Genomic DNA, 18,241 nt, shown 5'->3' on the forward strand with positions numbered 1-18,241 from the left:
TGCGCCCGGAGGTTGCCATGAATCAGACCCTGGCCGCCCCCCACGTCTGGACCGACGGCAAGCGCCACCTGTGGTGGCTCGGCATCATGCCTCTGGCGACCCCGCTGCTGTCCGGCGCCCTGGCTATCACTACCGGCGTACAACAACTGTGGTGGGTCGGTGTACTGGTGATTTTCGGCCTGATCCCGCTGATCGACGGCCTGCTCGGCGAAGACGTCAGCAACCCGCCGGAATCCGCTGTCAGCGGCCTTGAATCGCAGAAGTACTACCGCTGGATCGTCTACACCGGGGTGTTGTTCGTTATTTCCTCGGTGGTGATCACCGGTTGGCTGGCCGTCAGCGGCATCGACTGGATGATCAGCGGCGGGCTGCTGCAACTTACCGCCTCCCTCGATCCTTCGAGCTGGATGGCGCAAACCGCCAGCTTCCTGACGGCCCGGGTGCAGTTGCACGGTGAGGTCAGTGGGTTTACCTACCTGGGCATGGCCATGTCCACCGGCGCTGCCACCGGCATCGCGATCAACACCGCCCATGAACTGGGGCACAAGCCGCGCCTGCTGGAGATTGTGCTGGCGAAGATCACCCTGGCGCCGACCTTCTACGGGCACTTCTACACCGAACACAACCGTGGCCATCACGTACGCGTTGCCACCCCGGAAGATCCGGCCAGCTCGCGACTGGGGGAGAGCTTCTGGGCCTTCCTGCCGCGCTCGGTGTGGTTCAGTGCGCGCTCGGCCTGGAACCTGGAACGCGAACGCCTGCGCAAGCTCGGCCTGCCGGCGTGGCACTGGAAGAACGGCGTACTCAGCGCCTGGATGTACAGCGTGGTGTTGTGGGGCGCGATGATCGCCTGGCTGGGCATGGCGGTGATTCCCTTCCTGTTGATCCAGGGCATCTACGGCTTCTCGTTGCTGGAAGTGGTGAACTATGTCGAGCACTACGGGCTTAAACGCCAGAAGTTGCCTAACGGCCGTTATGAACGGTGTTCGCCGCGCCACTCGTGGAACAGTAACCGTATTGTCACCAATATCTTTCTGTTCCAGTTGCAGCGCCACTCTGATCATCACGCCAACCCGACTCGCAGTTATCAGTCGTTGCGCCACTTTGATGAATCGCCGCAACTGCCGTATGGCTACGCCAGCATGATTGTCTGGGCCTATATCCCTTACTTATGGCGCCGGCGTATGGATCACCGGGTACTACGGCATTATTCGGGGGATGTCACCCTGGCCAATATCCAGCCATCCAAACGCTTGAAGATACTGGAGAAGTACGGCAAGACCAGCACCTTCTAATGTGAATTAACTGTTGTAGGGCGCACTCGGGATCTGTGTATCGCGCAGGTTTTCATCGCCCACGGTTTGCCGGTTTCGAGTGCTGCTTAGTTGCAAGAAAGTTGTTTGACCCTAACAAAAATAAAATCAAGGGAAGGACGTACACCATGCAAACACCTGCCAAGTTCACTGCGCATATCGTGCTCGCTGCACTGGGGCTTATTGCCTATCACCAGGCCCAGGCCGCCCGTATCGAACCCGCCGGCAGCGCCTTCACTGCCCAGGGCCCCATCAGCTTTTCCAAGGGCGCGCTGATCAGCGCCGACTGCACCATCAAGGTGGCCGGCAAGGTCGCGGCCGATGGTTCGCAAGTCAATGTCGACAAGGTCGAGTTTGACGGTGGCCTCAAGTGCAGCCGCGTCGAAGCCATCAACCTGCCGTGGATATTAGTGGCCAGGGATGCCAGGAGCGGCTCCATGTCGAAGATCAGCGTCGATGTGCACGCCTTTGGCCTGGGCGGCAAGTGTGGCCCGTCCACTGCCGAAGGCACCTGGGATAACGCCACCGGCAAGTTGGAAGCGGTCAATGTGCCGATTGGCGAAGACTGCAAGATCAAAACCGTGTCGATCAAGATGCCGCCGACGTTCAAAGTCGTCGAGTAAACCCCCGAATTTGTAGCGGTAAATGAATTGAAATTTGGCTGGAAAGGGAAGTTCTGCTGTTTCTCCGTGACCTCTCGATCATGGCCATTACCCCGGCGAAATGACTCGCCATACATGTGAGGAAAAATAATGAAAAGTTTGAAAACCCTCGTTTGTGTAAGTTCGTTTGCTCTGTGCTTTGGCGCGGCTTCGATGGCCAGTGCGGCGTCTTTTAGTCCAATTGGAGCGACGTTTACTACAGGGGCGACTGGGAGCATTGTTGTTAAATCACCTTCGTCGTTTCAGCAGCCCGTAACATGTAAGGCTGTATTCGAAGGCAAGGTGCGCCCTGATGGTAAGGCAGATATCACCAAAGTAACTATCTCTCCAGGATCAAGCGTGCTGTGCAACCTACCCAATATCACTGGTTTGCCTTGGTTGCTGGAAGCCACCAGCACAAGTGCCGGTAAAGCTTACAACGTTGGTTACACGATCACTTCGTTCCCTCCAACCAACTGCGGCCCTACGGCTATCGATGTAGCGCTGGCCTCAACCCCAGCTCCGTCTCCAAGTATCACTCTTGCTGCGACCAACCAGCCGCTTAGCGGCAGTTGCACGGTGGTGACACTGAACGTAGGCGCTACCGGCGTCACCATTGTTCCTTGATGCCGGCACTTCGGAAATAGGCTTGATCACCCGGTGAAAAACAGGTGCCTCGTCAGAGGCATCTGTTGAGGTAAAGCCGTTCGGTCCAACCGGCTGTGACAAATAAAAACAATAAGGAGTGACGCATGAATAATATGAAGCAGCAGGCCCAGGCGTTGTTAGGCCTGGCATTGTTGGGCGGGCTGATCGCCTCAGCGGGAACCGTTCAGGCGGGTGGTTTCATGACGCCAACCGCAAACACTGCTGGTTGGGGCCGGGCGTTTGGTGGGGGGTCGATGTTCAAGAACGACCCGTCATCGGCGTACAACAACCCTGCTGCCATGGCTTTCATTGACAAGACCATTTCGCAGTTCACCATCAACTACGCAAACATCGACATCAAATACAAAGGGTCGGCGTATGACTACGCTGGCAATCCGACGTCCAACACGGTCTATGATCCCAATACTGGCGAGTTAACATCGACACCTCGCACCGGTAATGGCGGTCAAGGCGGCTTCGAAGCGTGGGTACCCACTGGCTTCATGGTGATCCCGATCAACGATCGTTTTGCCTTTGGTTTGAGCCAAGTGGTGCCGATGGGCGCGCGCACAACCTGGGATGAGGATTGGAAAGGTCGCGACTTCGCGGTGGACACCCGCATCGAAACCGTGGGCCTGACCGGCTCCCTGTCGTTCAAGGTCAATGATGAGTTTTCCATCGGTGGTGGTGCGATTCTCCAGCACACCAAAGGCTTTGTGAGCCAGAACGTCGATCTGTATGCCGCTGCTGCGCAGTCGCCGGACTTCGGGATGATTCCGTTCCCGGCCGGCCAGGGCTTCGCCTTGATGCGGGTCAAAGTCGACAATAACTCCCTGGGTTGGTTTGCGGGGATGACCTGGAAACCCACGGCGCAGGACACCCTGGGCTTGAACTATCACGCCAAGATCAAGAACAAGCTGGAGGGCAAGTACAACATGTACGCCGATCCAGGCTCGGAAGGGCTGATGACCACCCCGGTGGTCGACGGTAAAACCCTGGTCGAGTTGGCTTACCCTGGGCTGAAACTGTATCCGGGCGGTGCCAATGCCTCCACGCAACTGGATATCCCTGCCAACGCGTCCCTGGACTGGGTACACGACTTCTCTGACCGCCTGACCCTGGGCGCCAGTGTGACCTGGACCCAATGGTCCTCCTTCGAGGCGCTGACCTTGAAGTCCAATGGCAGCACCATCGTGTCGATCCCGTACAAGTACAAGAACACCTGGATGTATTCGTTCGGCGGTGACTACAAACTCACGGATGACTTTACCGTGCGTGCCGGTGTGGCCTTCGACCAGACCCCAACCCGCAACTCCACCCGTGACCCGCGTATCCCGGATGGGGATCGCACCTTCGCTTCCCTGGGCTTTGGCTACAACATCCGCGCCATTCCGGGCCTGAGCATCGACGGCGCGTATTCCCGCCAGTTTGTGGAGACCGTCAAGCTCAAGACCAAGAACGTTGACCGTCTTGGCGCAGCGTCGCTGGATGGCAAATCCGAGGCCAAGGGCGAAGTGGTCAGCCTGTCGGCTACCTACGCCTTCTGACCTGGGGTTGTATCTGCGTAGTGCCTGGGTAAACGCGTAGTCAGCGCATCTTTCTACTGCGTTTACCCGGTGCTCCACCTGTGGGGCGCCCACGCGACCCCTGGTGATTTCCTTCTCCCTTTAACACTTCGGCTGACGCGTTCGGCCGAGAATTATTTCGCAAAGACATTAAATAAAAATTTCAAAACAAAATTTGAATTTGGCTTTTCAAGTTTGTAGTGTGGTGATCAGTCGCAGGCCGTACCGACCTGCTGCTGTGCGTGCCGTGCCCTGAATAATAAGTAGAGGTATCTCCATGGTTATCTGGTTATTGGCGGGACTCGCTGTGGCGACTGCCCTGGCGTATCGACAAGCGGCAGCCACCCTGTGGCTGGGTGCTGGCCTGGCCTGGTTGGCGGGCGGCTATCTGTTCAATGTGGTTGCAGGGCTGGGCCTGAGCGTTGCGACGTTGCTGGTGGTGGTGCCGGCGCTGCTGATGAGTATCAAGCCCCTGCGTCGCACACTGTTGACCAGCAGGGCCCTGGGCCTGTTTCGCACGATCATGCCGGCCATGTCCGACACTGAACGCGCGGCTATCGAGTCCGGCACCGTGTGGTGGGACGCCGAGTTGTTCAGCGGCAAACCCAATTGGCCGCGCCTGCTGCAAGCCGCGCCGGCACGCTTGAGCGCCGAAGAACAGGCCTTTCTCGACAACGAAGTAGAAACCCTCTGCGACATGGCCAACGACTGGGAAACCACCCAGGTCTGGCAGGACCTGTCGCCCGAAGGCTGGCAGTACACCAAGGACGCCGGCTTCCTCGGCATGATCATTCCCAAGCAATATGGCGGCAAAGGCTTCTCCCACTATGCCCATTCGCAAGTGGTGATGAAGCTGTCGACCCGTTGCTCGGCGGCAGCGATTTCGGTGATGGTCCCCAACTCCCTGGGCCCCGCCGAACTGTTGCTGCATTACGGCACCGACGCCCAGCGCAATTACTACCTGCCGCGCCTGGCCCGTGGCGAAGACATCCCGTGCTTTGCCCTGACCAGCCCCTATGCCGGCTCCGACGCCGGGGCGATTCCCGACCTGGGCATCGTCTGCAAGGGCATGCATGAAGGCCAGGAAGTGCTGGGCTTCAGCGTGACCTGGGACAAGCGCTATATCACCCTCGGCCCCATCGCCACGGTGCTCGGCCTGGCCTTTCGCGCCGAAGACCCTGACGGCCTGCTGGGCCAGCCCGGCTCGCTGGGCATCACCTGCGCGTTGATCCCCACTTCCCATCCCGGGGTGAACAGTGGTCGCCGCCATTGGCCCCTCAATGCGGTGTTCCAGAACGGCCCGACCACCGGCAAGGACGTGTTTATCCCCCTGGAGTGGGTGATCGGCGGCCGCGAGCAAGTGGGCAACGGTTGGCGCATGCTGATGGAATGCCTGGCCGCTGGGCGCGCGATTTCCCTGCCGTCGGCCAACGTCGGCCTGGGCAAGGTGGCGGTACGCGGTACCACGGCCTACGCGGCGATGCGCAAGCAGTTCGGCCTGCCGATTGGCAAGTTTGAAGGGGTGCAGGCGCCCCTGGCACGTATGGCCGGGCACCTGTATGCCTGCGATGCGGTACGTAAAGTGTCGGTGGCGTCGTTGGATGCCGGCGAGAAACCCTCGGTTATCTCGGCAATTGCCAAATACCACGTCACCGAGCGTGCGCGGATCATCGTCAACGATGGCATGGACATCGTCGCCGGCAAGGGCATCTGCATGGGGCCCAACAACTTCCTGGCCCGTGCCTATCAACAAAGCCCCATCGCGATCACGGTGGAAGGCGCGAATATCATGACCCGCTGCCTGATCATCTACGGTCAGGGCCTGATCCGTTGCCACCCCTACGTGTTCCGAGAAATGGAAGCGGCGCGCAACACTGATAATCGCCAGGCGTTGCTCGAGTTCGACAGCGCCATGTTCGGTCACCTGAGTTTTGTGCTGGCCAACACCGTACGTGCGGCAGTGCATTCCCTGACAGGCGGACGGCTGATTGGCGTACCGGCCAAGACGGATCCGGCGCTGGCGTCCTACTACCGCCAGGCCAATCGGCTGTCGGTGGTGCTGGCGTTGATTTCCGATATTTCCATGGGCGTGCTGGGCGGCGCGCTCAAGCGCAAGGAAAGCATCACCGGGCGCCTGGGCGATATTCTGTCCCAGCTCTACATCCTGTCCTGCGTGCTCAAACGCTTTGAGGACGATGGCCGGCCCCAGGCCGACCTGCCGTTGGTGCATTGGTCGGCCCAGGATGCCTTGTTGCGGGCCCATGAAGCCCTGGCCGAGGTGCTCGACAATTATCCTTCGACGCCGGCTGCGGCAGTGATGCGTGGCTTGAGCTTCCCGTTCGGCATTCCCCGGCGCAAACCCTCCGACCGCCTGCTGGCCCAAGTGGCCGAGCTGGTGCAGACCCCGGGCGAAAGCCGCGACCGTTTGCTGGCCAATTCCTACATCCCGCGTCCGGAAGTCGACAAGCTGGCCTATGGCGAACTGGCGTTCCGCCTGCTACCCCAGGTGGAGTTGATCGAAGGGCGGCTCAAGGCGGCGGTCAAGCAAGGCACCCTCGGCCCGATGCCGATCAGCAGCACGGCCTTTACCGCCTGGCGCATCAAGGCCCGCGCCCTGGATTTGATCAGCGCCGACGAAGACGCCTTGCTGGCGCGCTATGTGGAATACGCCGATCACGGCATCCAGGTGGACGACTTCCCACAGGACTTCGGGTTGCTGGAGGCCTTGCAAAAGCGCCAGCAAACGTTGGAACAAGCGGCCAAACCCAGCAGCAAAAAACGTGAAAACGCCCCGGTGAACTAGAAACGAGCGCGCTCAATGGGGGAGCGGGCTTGCCTGTGATAGCGGTGTATCTGCGCCACAGATGCAATCGGATCCACCGCCATCGCAGGCAAGCCAGCTCCCAAAAGGGGTTGGATTTGCAGGTCAGGAAAACGGATTGATTTATGAGCGACAGCTACCTTTCTTTTGTTAATTCTGCCTGGGGCCGTCGTCTGGCCCAGGCTATCGGCTTGCCGCAACCCTTGGCCCTGCAACGTCACCGCAGCGGCCAGCAGGGCCTGGCCAACCCGGTGATTATCGCTGGGGCAGGGCGCCTGGCGGACGAAGTGCGGCGCCTCTTCAAGGCCACCGACACCGTGCCGGCCCAGGCCGCCACGCTCAAGGCGCCGTCCACGGTCAAGGTCCAGGGCGCGGTGTTCGATGCCAGCGCCGTGGTCGACCTCAAGCAACTGGACGAACTCTACGAATTTTTCCATGCCAACGCCCGGCGCCTGGGGCCGCACGCGCGGGTGGTGGTGCTGGGCACCGCGCCCGAACACTGCCAGGACTTGCCCCAGGCCATCGCCCAGCGAGCTCTGGAGGGCTTGGTGCGATCCTTGGCCAAGGAGCTGCGGCGGGCGATCACCGTGCAGTTGATCTATGTCGCGCCGGGTGCCGAGCAGGCCCTGGACAGCAGCTTGCGCTTCTTCCTGTCGCGGCGTTCGGCCTATGTCTCGGGGCAGGTGGTGCGCCTGGAAAAACCGGTCGATGCCGCCCCCGCCATCAACTGGGACAAACCCTTCAGCGGCCGCCGCGCCCTGGTCACTGGGGCCTCCCGTGGCATCGGCCTGGCCATCGCCCAGGTGCTGGCCCGTGACGGCGCGCACGTGGTGTGCGTGGATGTGCCGCAAGCGCTGCCCTCCCTGGAGCAGGCGGCCAGCAGCGTCGGCGGCCAGGCCTGGGCGCTGGACATCACCGGCGCCGATGCGCAGCAGCAGTTGCAGGCCTATGTGGCCGAGCATGGCGCGTTTGATGTGGTGGTGCACAACGCCGGGATCACCCGCGACAAGACCATCGCCAAGATGACCGAAACCGCCTGGCGCAGTGTGCTGGCAGTCAACCTCGAAGCGCCGTTGCAGTTGAGTGAAGCCTTGTTGCAAGGGCAGGGGCTCAAGGCCGGTGGGCGGATTGTGTGCGTGTCGTCGATCTCCGGGATCGCCGGCAACCTGGGGCAAAGCAACTACGCCACCTCCAAGGCCGGGGTGATTGGCCTGGTGCAGGGCCTGGCGCCAGTGGCGGCGGCGCAGCAGGTCACGGTCAACGGCGTGGCGCCGGGGTTTATCGAGACCCAGATGACCGCGAAAATCCCGCTGATGATTCGCGAAGCGGGGCGGCGCATGAACTCCCTGTCCCAGGGCGGGCAACCCATCGACGTCGCCGAAACCATCGCCTGGCTGGCGCACCCGGCTTCGGGCGGGGTCAACGGCCAGGTGGTGCGCGTATGTGGCCAAAGCCTGTTGGGAGCCTGAGCATGGACGACGTGACGCAGATTATCGACCCGCCACCGTCGCGCAATCGCCTGCTGCTGGACGGCCTGTTGGCGATGCGCAAACCCAGGCTGGAAGGCGCCCCCACGTTGCCCCGGGAGCGCCTGGTGCGCTCGGCGGTGGAGTTGAGCGCCCATGCTATTGCGGCTTATGGCCGGGCCTGTGGCTTTCGGCGCGAGCAAGGGGTGCCGCTGTCCTACCCCCATGTGCTGGCGTTCCCCTTGCACTTGATGTTGCTGACGCGCCCGAGCTTTCCGTACCCGGCCAGCGGCATGGTGCATCTGGCCAATCGCATTCGCCAACATCGACGCCTGCAGGAAGGTCAGGCCCTGCGCCTGGAAGTGTTTGCCGAGCGCTGGGTGGCCCATGCCAAGGGCCAGGCCTTGAGTATTGCCACCCACGCTTACAGCGCGGGCGAGTTGGTGTGGCAAAGCGAAAGCCTGTACCTGCGTCGCGATGTCGCCAACCCGGTGGGCGAGCCATGGGGCGACAGCCTGGCATTGCCCGAAGAGGGCGTGCGGCGCACTCAGCGTTGGGTGTTGCCAGCGGACCTGGGGCGGCGTTTTGCCAAGGTGTCGGGGGATTTCAACCCGATCCATACCTCGTTGATCGGCGCGCGGCTGTTCGGTTTTCGCCGGGCCATCGCCCATGGCATGTGGACCCTGGGCCGCGCCCTGGCCGCCCAGCAACCCCCAGGCGGGCTGGACGTGGCCGAGGCCCATTGCGATTTCAAGTTGCCGATCTTCCTGCCCGGCCAGGTCGCCCTGTGGAATGCCCCGGCAGACGGCCCGCGCCGTGCATTCGAGGTGCGCAATCCGGCCGGGGACAAACCCCACATGCGTGGCCTGTTTATCTGGACCTCGCGTTTTGATGAGAGTCGTTCATGAGTGACTACAGCTTCAGCCCCGCCCCGACGCGCCGCGTGGCGATTGTCGGCGGCAACCGCATTCCGTTTGCCCGCTCCAACACGGTGTACGCCCACGACAGCAACCAGGATTTGCTGGTGGCTGCGCTGCAAGGCCTGGTGGACCGCTACAACCTCCACGGCCTGCGCCTGGGCGAGTTCGCCGCCGGCGCGGTGATCAAACACTCGCGGGACTTCAACCTGGCCCGCGAGTCGCTGCTGTCCACCACCCTGTCCGCCGAGACCCCGGCCTACGACCTGCAGCAAGCGTGCGGCACCGGCTTGGAGGCGGCGTTGCTGGTGGCCAATAAAATCGCCCTCGGCCAGATTGACGTGGGGGTTGCCGGGGGCGCCGATACCACCTCCGACGCGCCCATCGGCATCAACGAATCCCTGCGCCGCACGCTGCTGGCGGCCAACCGCGCCAAGGGCAGCGGCAACAAGTTGCGCAGCCTGTTGCAGGTGCGCCCCTCGATGTTTTTCAAGCCGCTGCTGCCGCGCAATGGCGAGCCGCGTACCGGCTTGTCCATGGGCGAGCACTGCGAAGAAATGGCCAAGCGCTGGCAGATCAAGCGCCTGGCCCAGGACGAACTGACCCTGACCAGCCACCAGCGCCTCGACGCGGCCTATAAAAATGGCTTCTTCGACGACCTGATCAGCCCTTATCGCGGCCTGTCCCGCGACAACAACCTGCGCGCCGATGCCAGCCTGGAGAAGCTCGCCAGCCTGTCTCCGGCCTACGATCGGCAGAACGGCACCCTCACGGCCGGTAACTCCACGCCGCTGACCGATGGCGCCTCGGTGGTGCTGCTGGCCAGCGAGGAGTGGGCCGCGGCTCGTGGCCTGCCGGTGCTGGCCTACCTGCGTACCGGCGAAACCGCCGCGGTGAACTTCGTCGACGGCAGCGAAGGCTTGCTGATGGCCCCGGCCTATGCCGTGCCCCGCATGCTCGCACGCGAAAACCTGAGTTTTGCCGATTTCGATTTCTTCGAGATCCACGAAGCCTTCGCCGCCCAGGTGCTGTGCACCCTCAAGGCCTGGGAAGATGCCGATTACTGCCGTGAGCGCTTGGGGCTGGAGGCGCCACTGGGGGCCATCGACCGCGCCAGGATGAACGTCAATGGCGGCTCGCTCGGTTGCGGTCATCCCTTTGCCGCCACCGGTGGCCGCCAGTTGGCGGCGCTGGCCAAGGCCATTCACCTGCGCGGTGGCGGGCGCGGTTTGATTTCTATCTGTGCCGCCGGCGGCCTGGGCATTACCGCCATCGTTGAAAAGTAGCCGTACAACAACAATAAGGAGACTGCGATGAACGCTGTAAGCCTGGACCAAACCGAACGTATCTGGCTGAACGCTTATCTGCCTGGGGTGCCCAGCGACATCGACGCCGGCATCGAGGACTACCCGTCGTTGCGCGAGGTGTTTCTCGAACATTTGCACAAATACCGCGACCGCGTGGCCTACGTCAGCATCGGCACCGAAATGACCTACGCCACCTGGCAGGCCCAGGGCATCGCCTTTGCCGCCTGGCTGCAGGCCCAGGGCGTGCGCAAGGGCGATCGCGTGGCGTTGATGATGCCCAACTGCTTGCAGTATCCGATCTGCCTGTTGGGCACCATCCTTGCCGGAGCGGTGGTGGTCAACGTCAACCCGTTGTACACCTCCCACGAACTCAAGCACCTGCTCAAGGACAGCGGCGCCGAGACCGTGGTGATCTTCGAGAACTTCGCGCATACCCTGGAAAAAGTCGTGGCCGGCAGCACGGTCAAGCGCGTGGTCATTGCGGCCATCGGCGACCTGCTCGGCACCTTCAAGGGCGCGGCGATGAACTTCATCCTGCGCCGGGTGCAGAAGCAGGTGCCGGCCTACAACCTGCCGGGTGCACTGCGTTTCAACCAGACGCTCAAGCAGGGCCGGGGCCTGACCCATACGCCGGTGCCGCTGGCGCGTGAAGAACTGGCGTTCCTGCAATACACCGGCGGCACCACCGGCGATGCCAAGGGCGTGATGCTCAGCCACCGCAATATCATCGCCAACCTGTTGCAGGCCAAGGCGTGGGTGGGTGATCAACTGGACCAGAACCAGCAGGAAACCAACGTCACCTTGTTGCCGCTGTACCACATCTTTTCCCTGACCGTGAATTGCCTGATGTTCATGTGCCTGGGCGGGCGCAATATCCTGATCGCCAACCCACGGGACGTGAAGCGGGTGCAGATGATCCTGCGCAAGGAGCGTTTCAACGGCATTGCCGGGGTCAACACGTTGTTCAACGGCTTGCTGGAGAACGCAGAGTTCCGTGCCCGGGACTTTTCCGACCTGCGCCTGGTCATCGCCGGCGGCATGGCCACGCACACCGCGGTGGCCAAGCGCTGGAAGGAAGTCACCGGGCTGCCGATCATCGAGGGTTACGGCCTGACGGAGTGCTCGCCGGTGGTGAGCATCAGCCCTATCGACATCTCGCGCATGCGCGAGATGGAATTTACCGGCAGCATCGGCGTGCCACTGCCGTCGACCTGGGTGCGCTTTATTCGCGAGGACGGTGAACTCGCCGACATCGGTGAACCGGGTGAACTGCAGGTGCGCGGCCCGCAGGTGATGCAGGGCTACTGGCAGCGCCCCAAGGAAACCGCCGAAGTGCTGGATGCCGAGGGCTGGCTGTCCACCGGGGATATCGGGGTGATGAATGAACAGGGCTTCATCCGCCTGGTGGATCGCAAGAAGGACATGATCCTGGTGTCGGGTTTCAACGTGTACCCCAATGAAATCGAAGACGTGGTGGCGTTGCACCCGGGCGTTGCGGAAGTGGCGGCGATTGGCGTGGAGGATGGGGTGACCGGAGAGAAGGTGAAGATTGTCGTGGTGCGTCGCGACCCCAGCCTGACCCAGGAGCAGCTGTTGGCGCATTGCCGGGAATACCTGACGGGGTACAAAGTGCCGAAGTTTGTCGAGTTTCGCGTCGAGGAATTGCCCAAGACTACGGTGGGCAAGGTCCTGCGCCGCGCATTGCGCTGACTTGATGCGGTTTAATGTGGGAGCGGGCTTGCCCGCGATGACGGAGTGCTAGTCAGTACATTTGCTGACTGACAGTCTGCCATTGCGGCATGATTAGCTACACAACTCTCTTTTCGGTATGTGTACATATCCGTTGCTGCGGTTACGGCCACTTAGGGTTCCGCCCTTACGGCGGCTCACTTTGGAAGAGCGCCAAAGTAAGCAAAGCGCTCTTGCCCCACCACTCGGTGCCTCGCCTAGGCTCGGCATGCCCGCAGTCAGGCATTGCTCCGTGGGCCCGCCGCGATCGGCCATCCATGGCCGTGTCGCGGCTACCCCGGCATCCATGCCGGGGTGCCCACTGCGCAATACCTGCCTGCGGCCATCGTGGTTTAACGGGGCGCCTAAGATCAAAATCAAAAGCCAGATCAAAAGCAGAGCAACAGCAAAGCCAGAGCGCGAAGCTGCCTTCCCCTGTGGGAGCGGGCTTGCCCGCGATGGCGGTGTATCAGTCGATAAATCTATTGGCTGGTACACCGCCATCGCAGGCAAGCCAGCTCCCACAGGTACACGCGCACGCCTCGACGATCAGGTCGGCTGTCAGGCCGCCTCGCTTTGCTTGTGATTTTGATCTTAGGCGCCCCGTTAAACCACGCTGGCCGTCATCCGATATTGATTTGGGGGGTAACCCGGCAGGACGCCGGGTTAGCCGCGCTGGGCCATGGATGGCCCATCGCGGCGGCCCCCCAAATCAATGTCGGATGACGGGCACACCGAGCCTGGGCGAGGTGCCGAGTGGTGGGGCAAGAGCGCTTTGCTTACTTTGGCGCTCTTTTCCAAAGTGAGCCGCCGTAAGGGCGGAACCAATAGCCGCCGTAACCGCAGCAACGGATATGTACACAACCCCAGAAGAGAGTTGTATAGCTACCTATGCCCATCGCGAACAAGCCCACATCAATCGGTGCAGGTCTTTAAATTTCGCTCACGTTGACCCACCGCTCCTCCCGCGCCGCCAGCCGAAGCGCTGTCGCCAACCGCTCCACCTCCCACGCCGCTTCAAAATCAGTACCCGCGGCACCTTGCCCGGCCAGGGCCATGATCAACTCCTGCACTTCCAGGGTTTTCAGTTCGTTGTACCCCAACTGATGCCCCGCCGCCGGGCTGAACGCGGCATAGCCGGGCAGGGCGGGGCCCGCCAGTAAACGCTGGAACCCCTGTTCACCGGCGCGAAACAGGCGCAACTCATTCAATCGCTCCTGATCGAACGCCAGGGTGCCGTGTGTGCCGCTGATCTCGAAGCTCAAGTGATTCTTGTAGCCGTGCTTGAGCCAACTGCTGCTGACGGTGCCGCGTGCGCCATTGGCAAAACGCAGCAAGGCATGTACCTGATCATCCACCGCAATCGAACGCCACTCGGTACTGCCAGGGCTGGCCGGGCGTTGGGCGTGGACGGTCTGGCTGTCGGCGCACACCTTGCTCACATCGCCCACCAGATAACGCGCCATCGCCAGCAGATGACTGCCCAGGTCCGCCAGGGCGCCGCCGGCATGCTCCACCTCACAGCGCCAGGACCAGGGCGACGCCGGGTCGGCCATAAAGTCTTCACTGAACTCGCCCTGGAAACTGATGATCTGCCCCAGCTCGCCCGCGTCGATCATCTGTCGCGCCAGGGCGATCATCGGGTTGTGCTGGTAGTTGTAGCCGACCCGCGTCACCACTCCAGCCTCGTAGGCGGCGAGGCGCATGGCGTCGGCTTGCTGCAGGCTGGTCGCCAGGGGTTTTTCGCAATACACCGCCTTGCCCGCCGCCAGTGCGGCCATGGCCATGGGGTAGTGCAGGTGGTTGGGGGTGGTGATAGCGACCAGGTCCACGTGCGGGTTATCAATCAATTGTTGCCAGTCGCCATGGGCCTGGGCAAAGCCCCAGGCGCTGGCGCAACGTTGCGCGCGCTTGGTATCGGCATCGGCCAGGGCCGCCAGCGTCAGGTTGAAGGGAAGCTCAAACACCGCACGGGCGTTATTGAACGCCAGTGCGTGGGCACGGCCCATGAAGCCTGTACCGATCAGGCCGATTCCGAGTGAGCGCATGGCGGTGGTCCTTTTGAATTATTGTTTCAGGAGCGCAATTAATAGAATAAAAATTCCCAATTATCAATATATGGAATAAAAATATCGCCCAGAGGACGCGGGCAACTCATCATTTCAGCGAATGCAGCTATATTCAGCGCGAGGGCAAAAGGCCTTTAGTTAACAAAAGATAACGTAGCGCCGATTGTCAGACGATTCGAAAGCCCGATAGGATGGCCCCTGCTTCCTCAAGGGGCTCTAGATTGCAGGTTTGCGCACTGCGAACACCCTGGAAGGTGTTACGACCTAACAATAATAAATGGGAGAAAGGTCTATGAGTGAGCCTGTCATGGGTGTGGGTTTTTGCCGCCCGCTCGCGTCGCGCAAGGTCGCGGTGCTGGCTACAGCGCTCTCGCTGCTGGGGGTTGTCGCGTTGTCGACGGCTGCCCAGGCTGCAACCGACGCCGCAGAACCTGCGGCATTTGCCATTGAATCGCCAAGGGCCGAAAAAGGCCTGATGATCGACGTCGTGCAGGCCGGCAAGCGCCTGGTGGCGGTCGGTGATCGCGGGCATATCCTCTATTCCGATGATCAGGGCGCCACCTGGGTGCAGGCCAAGGTGCCGACCCGGCAATTGCTCACGGCGGTGTTTTTTATCGACGACCAGCATGGCTGGGCGGTCGGGCATGACGCCAAGATCCTCGCCAGCAGCGATGCCGGGGCCACCTGGAGCGAGCAGTTCAAGGACCTCAGCCGCGAAGCACCGCTGCTGGACGTGTTGTTCAACGACCCCAACCACGGCTTTGCCGTGGGCGCCTACGGTGCGCTGATCGAGACCACCGACGCCGGCAAGACCTGGGAGGATGTCAGCGACCGCCTCGACAACGAAGACCAGTACCATCTCAACGCCATTGCCCGGGTCAAGGATGCCGGCCTGTTTATTGTCGGCGAGCAGGGCAGCATGTTCCGCTCCAGCGACGAGGGGCAGACCTGGGAAAAACTCGAAGGCCCTTACGAGGGCTCGCTGTTTGGCGTGATCGGCACCGCCCAGCCCAAGACCCTGCTGGCCTACGGTTTGCGCGGCAATCTGTTCCGTTCCACCGATTTTGGCGACACCTGGGAGCCGGTGGCGCTCAAGGCCGCCCGTGGCGCCCTGGAGTTCGGCCTGTCGGGCGCGACCTTGCTCGACGACGGCACCCTGGTGGTGGTGGGTAACGGCGGCAGCGTGGTGGTCAGCCACGACGATGGCCTGACGTTCAGCGTATTCAATCGCCCGGACCGCATTTCACTCTCGGCAGTGACGGCGGCGGGCAATGGCGACTTGATTCTGGTGGGGCAGGGTGGCGTGCGCGTCGCCGAGCCAACCGGCGCCGAACGCAAAAAACAATAAGAAGGCGGGGACAGAATGAGCAGTCATCACAACGATAAAGCGACCTTTCTTGAGCGCCTGATCTTCAATAACCGCCCGGCAGTGATCGTCATCTGCCTGCTGGTGAGCATTTTCCTGTTCTGGCAGGCGACGTTGATTCGCCCGTCCACCAGCTTCGAAAAAATGATCCCCCTGCAACACCCCTTCATCGAAAAGATGATGGAGCACCGCAACGACCTGGCGAACCTGGGCAACACCGTGCGCATCTCGGTGGAGGCCAAGGACGGTGACATCTTCTCCAAGGAGTACATGGAGACCCTGCGCCAGATCAACGACGAAGTGTTCTATATCTCCGGTGTCGACCGCTCCGGCCTCAAGTCCCTGTGGAGCCCCAGCGTACGCTGGACCGAAGTGACCGAGGAGGGCTTTGCCGGCGGCGAAGTGATCCCGCAGAGCTACAACGGCTCGCCGGAAAGCCTCGACCAGTTGCGCAACAACGTGCTCAAGTCCGGCCAGGTCGGGCGCCTGGTGGCCAACGACTTCAAGTCGAGCATCGTCGATATCCCGCTGCTGGAGTCCTACCCGGACCCGCAGGACCAGGGCAAGTTGCTGGCCCTGGACTACCAGAAGTTTTCCCACGAACTGGAAGACAAGATCCGCACCAAGTTCCAGGAGCAGAACCCCAACGTCCAGATCCATATCGTCGGGTTCGCCAAGAAGGTCGGCGACCTGATCGACGGCTTGATCATGGTGGTGCTGTTCTTCGGTGTCGCGTTCGTGATCACCCTGGTGCTGCTGCTGTGGTTCACCAACTGCGTACGCAGCACCATCGCAGTGTTGATTACCACGCTGGTGGCAGTGGTCTGGCAACTGGGCTTGATGCACTTTTTCGGGTTCGGCCTGGATCCGTACTCGATGCTGGTGCCGTTCCTGATCTTCGCCATCGGCATTTCCCACGGCGTGCAGAAGATCAACGGCATCGCCCTGCAATCCAGTGAGGCCGACAACGCCCTGACGGCAGCCCGCCGCACGTTCCGGCAACTGTTCCTGCCGGGGATGATCGCGATCCTCGCGGATGCGGTCGGCTTTATCACCCTGCTGATCATCGACATCGGCGTGATCCGTGAACTGGCCTTCGGCGCTTCCATCGGTGTGGCGGTGATCGTGTTCACCAACCTGATCCTGCTGCCGGTCGCGATCTCCTATGTGGGCATCAGCAAACGCGCGATTGCCAAGAGCAAAAAGGACGCCAACCGCGACCATCCGTTCTGGCGCCTGTTGTCGAACTTCGCCAGCCCGAAAGTCGCGCCGATCTCCGTCGCCCTGGCCGTGATCGCCTTTGGTGGCGGCCTGTGGTACAGCCAGAACCTGAAGATCGGCGACCTCGACCAGGGCGCCCCGGAACTGCGCCCGGATTCGCGCTACAACAAAGACAACAACTTCATCATCAGCAACTACTCCACCAGCTCCGATGTACTGGTGGTGATGGTCAAGACCAAGGCAGAAGGCTGCTCGCGCTACGAAGCCATGGCGCCCATCGACCAGTTGATGTGGAAGATGCAGAACACCGAGGGGGTGCAGTCGGCGATCTCCCTGGTGACCGTGTCCAAGCAGATGATCAAGGGTATGAACGAGGGCAACCTGAAATGGGAAACCCTGTCGCGTAACCCGGATGTGTTGAACAACTCCATCGCCCGTGCCGATGGCCTGTACAACAACAATTGTTCCCTGGCGCCGGTGCTGGTGTTCCTCAACGACCACAAGGCCGAGACCCTCGACCGTGCGGTGCATGCGGTGCAGGACTTCGCCAAGGAAAACAACAAGGAAGGCCTGGAGTTCATCCTCGCCGCCGGCAACGCCGGGATCGAAGCGGCCACCAACGAAGTGATCAAGGAAGCCGAGCTGACCATCCTGATCCTGGTCTACCTGTGCGTGGCGACCATGTGCATGATCACCTTCCGCTCCTGGGCGGCGACCCTGTGCATCGTGCTGCCGCTGGTACTGACCTCGGTGCTGGGCAACGCGCTGATGGCGTTCATGGGTATCGGCGTCAAGGTCGCGACCCTGCCGGTGGTGGCGCTGGGGGTGGGGATTGGCGTGGACTACGGCATCTACATCTACAGCCGCCTGGAAAGCTTCCTGCGCGCCGGTCTGCCGTTGCAGGAAGCCTATTACCAGACCCTCAAATCCACCGGTAAAGCCGTACTGTTCACCGGCCTGTGCCTGGCGATCGGCGTGTGCACCTGGATCTTTTCGGCCATCAAGTTCCAGGCCGATATGGGCCTGATGCTGACCTTCATGCTGCTGTGGAACATGTTCGGTGCACTGTGGCTGCTGCCGGCACTGGCGCGGTTCCTGATCAAACCGGAGAAACTGGCGGGGCAGAAGGGCAACTCCTTGTTCGCCCACTGACCCAAGACCCCCCCCCTGTGGCGAGCG

The 18,241-nt window shown here is 61.7% G+C and carries 12 protein-coding genes; 11 read left to right on the forward strand and 1 reads right to left on the reverse strand.

What is annotated here, in order from left to right:
* Positions 1-17: 17 nt before the first annotated feature.
* From PSH73_RS10235 to PSH73_RS10275, 9 genes are all read left to right on the forward strand, one after another.
* The gene (locus tag PSH73_RS10235) at positions 18-1,295 is read left to right on the forward strand and encodes an alkane 1-monooxygenase (RefSeq protein WP_057959850.1); all 1,278 of its coding nucleotides are present in this window, start codon (positions 18-20) and stop codon (positions 1,293-1,295) included.
* 146 nt (positions 1,296-1,441) lie between these two features.
* Complete coding sequence (praA, locus tag PSH73_RS10240; protein WP_057438657.1) at positions 1,442-1,936, forward strand: alkane oxidation protein activator PraA; 495 nt, start codon at positions 1,442-1,444, stop codon at positions 1,934-1,936.
* Positions 1,937-2,065: 129 nt separating this feature from the next.
* Positions 2,066-2,581 (forward strand): alkane oxidation protein activator PraB, encoded by a 516-nt coding sequence (praB, locus tag PSH73_RS10245; protein ID WP_076964898.1) that lies wholly within the window; start codon positions 2,066-2,068, stop codon positions 2,579-2,581.
* A gap of 125 nt (positions 2,582-2,706) precedes the next feature.
* Positions 2,707-4,149, forward strand: a complete 1,443-nt coding sequence (locus PSH73_RS10250; RefSeq protein ID WP_057959848.1) for an outer membrane protein transport protein — start codon at positions 2,707-2,709, stop codon at positions 4,147-4,149.
* Between the two features lie 295 nt (positions 4,150-4,444).
* Complete coding sequence (locus PSH73_RS10255) at positions 4,445-6,970, forward strand: acyl-CoA dehydrogenase (protein WP_305462405.1); 2,526 nt, start codon at positions 4,445-4,447, stop codon at positions 6,968-6,970.
* A gap of 143 nt (positions 6,971-7,113) precedes the next feature.
* Positions 7,114-8,457 carry a 3-oxoacyl-ACP reductase gene (locus PSH73_RS10260; protein ID WP_076964900.1) on the forward strand — a complete coding sequence of 448 codons (1,344 nt, stop codon included), beginning with the start codon at positions 7,114-7,116 and terminating at the stop codon, positions 8,455-8,457.
* A 2-nt stretch (positions 8,458-8,459) separates the two neighbouring features.
* Complete coding sequence (locus tag PSH73_RS10265; protein ID WP_057438655.1) at positions 8,460-9,362, forward strand: MaoC/PaaZ C-terminal domain-containing protein; 903 nt, start codon at positions 8,460-8,462, stop codon at positions 9,360-9,362.
* The gene (locus PSH73_RS10270; RefSeq protein ID WP_057959844.1) at positions 9,359-10,657 is read left to right on the forward strand and encodes an acetyl-CoA C-acetyltransferase; all 1,299 of its coding nucleotides are present in this window, start codon (positions 9,359-9,361) and stop codon (positions 10,655-10,657) included. The genes PSH73_RS10265 and PSH73_RS10270 overlap by 4 nt, the downstream gene beginning before the upstream one ends.
* Positions 10,658-10,684: 27 nt before the next feature.
* Entirely contained in the window at positions 10,685-12,388 is a 1,704-nt protein-coding gene (locus PSH73_RS10275; protein WP_057438654.1) for an AMP-binding protein, read from the forward strand.
* A gap of 950 nt (positions 12,389-13,338) precedes the next feature.
* Here PSH73_RS10275 and PSH73_RS10280 read toward each other — a convergent pair.
* Entirely contained in the window at positions 13,339-14,454 is a 1,116-nt protein-coding gene (locus tag PSH73_RS10280) for a Gfo/Idh/MocA family protein (protein ID WP_057438653.1), read from the reverse strand.
* Positions 14,455-14,782: 328 nt separating this feature from the next.
* On the opposite strand from PSH73_RS10280, the gene PSH73_RS10285 reads away from it, so the two are divergent.
* Together PSH73_RS10285 and PSH73_RS10290 are read left to right on the forward strand one after the other, a co-directional pair.
* Positions 14,783-15,823, forward strand: a complete 1,041-nt coding sequence (locus PSH73_RS10285; RefSeq protein ID WP_057438652.1) for a YCF48-related protein — start codon at positions 14,783-14,785, stop codon at positions 15,821-15,823.
* A gap of 15 nt (positions 15,824-15,838) precedes the next feature.
* Complete coding sequence (locus PSH73_RS10290) at positions 15,839-18,214, forward strand: RND family transporter (protein ID WP_198800244.1); 2,376 nt, start codon at positions 15,839-15,841, stop codon at positions 18,212-18,214.
* Positions 18,215-18,241: the final 27 nt, after the last annotated feature.

The sequence above is a fragment of the Pseudomonas sp. FP2294 genome, assembly GCF_030687625.1.
GTDB lineage: Bacteria > Pseudomonadota > Gammaproteobacteria > Pseudomonadales > Pseudomonadaceae > Aquipseudomonas > Aquipseudomonas shahriarae.

Bases quoted from the DNA above. Each gene is read 5' to 3' on its own strand.
- PSH73_RS10250 (WP_057959848.1), top strand. From the start codon at position 2,707: ATGAATAATATGAAGCAGCAGGCCCAGGCGTTGTTAGGCCTGGCATTG.
- PSH73_RS10255 (WP_305462405.1), top strand. From the start codon at position 4,445: ATGGTTATCTGGTTATTGGCGGGACTCGCTGTGGCGACTGCCCTGGCG.
- praB (WP_076964898.1), top strand. From the start codon at position 2,066: ATGAAAAGTTTGAAAACCCTCGTTTGTGTAAGTTCGTTTGCTCTGTGC.
- PSH73_RS10285 (WP_057438652.1), top strand. From the start codon at position 14,783: ATGGGTGTGGGTTTTTGCCGCCCGCTCGCGTCGCGCAAGGTCGCGGTG.
- PSH73_RS10270 (WP_057959844.1), top strand. From the start codon at position 9,359: ATGAGTGACTACAGCTTCAGCCCCGCCCCGACGCGCCGCGTGGCGATT.
- praA (WP_057438657.1), top strand. From the start codon at position 1,442: ATGCAAACACCTGCCAAGTTCACTGCGCATATCGTGCTCGCTGCACTG.
- PSH73_RS10235 (WP_057959850.1), top strand. From the start codon at position 18: ATGAATCAGACCCTGGCCGCCCCCCACGTCTGGACCGACGGCAAGCGC.
- PSH73_RS10290 (WP_198800244.1), top strand. From the start codon at position 15,839: ATGAGCAGTCATCACAACGATAAAGCGACCTTTCTTGAGCGCCTGATC.
- PSH73_RS10265 (WP_057438655.1), top strand. From the start codon at position 8,460: ATGGACGACGTGACGCAGATTATCGACCCGCCACCGTCGCGCAATCGC.
- PSH73_RS10275 (WP_057438654.1), top strand. From the start codon at position 10,685: ATGAACGCTGTAAGCCTGGACCAAACCGAACGTATCTGGCTGAACGCT.
- PSH73_RS10260 (WP_076964900.1), top strand. From the start codon at position 7,114: ATGAGCGACAGCTACCTTTCTTTTGTTAATTCTGCCTGGGGCCGTCGT.
- PSH73_RS10280 (WP_057438653.1), bottom strand. From the start codon at position 14,454: ATGCGCTCACTCGGAATCGGCCTGATCGGTACAGGCTTCATGGGCCGT.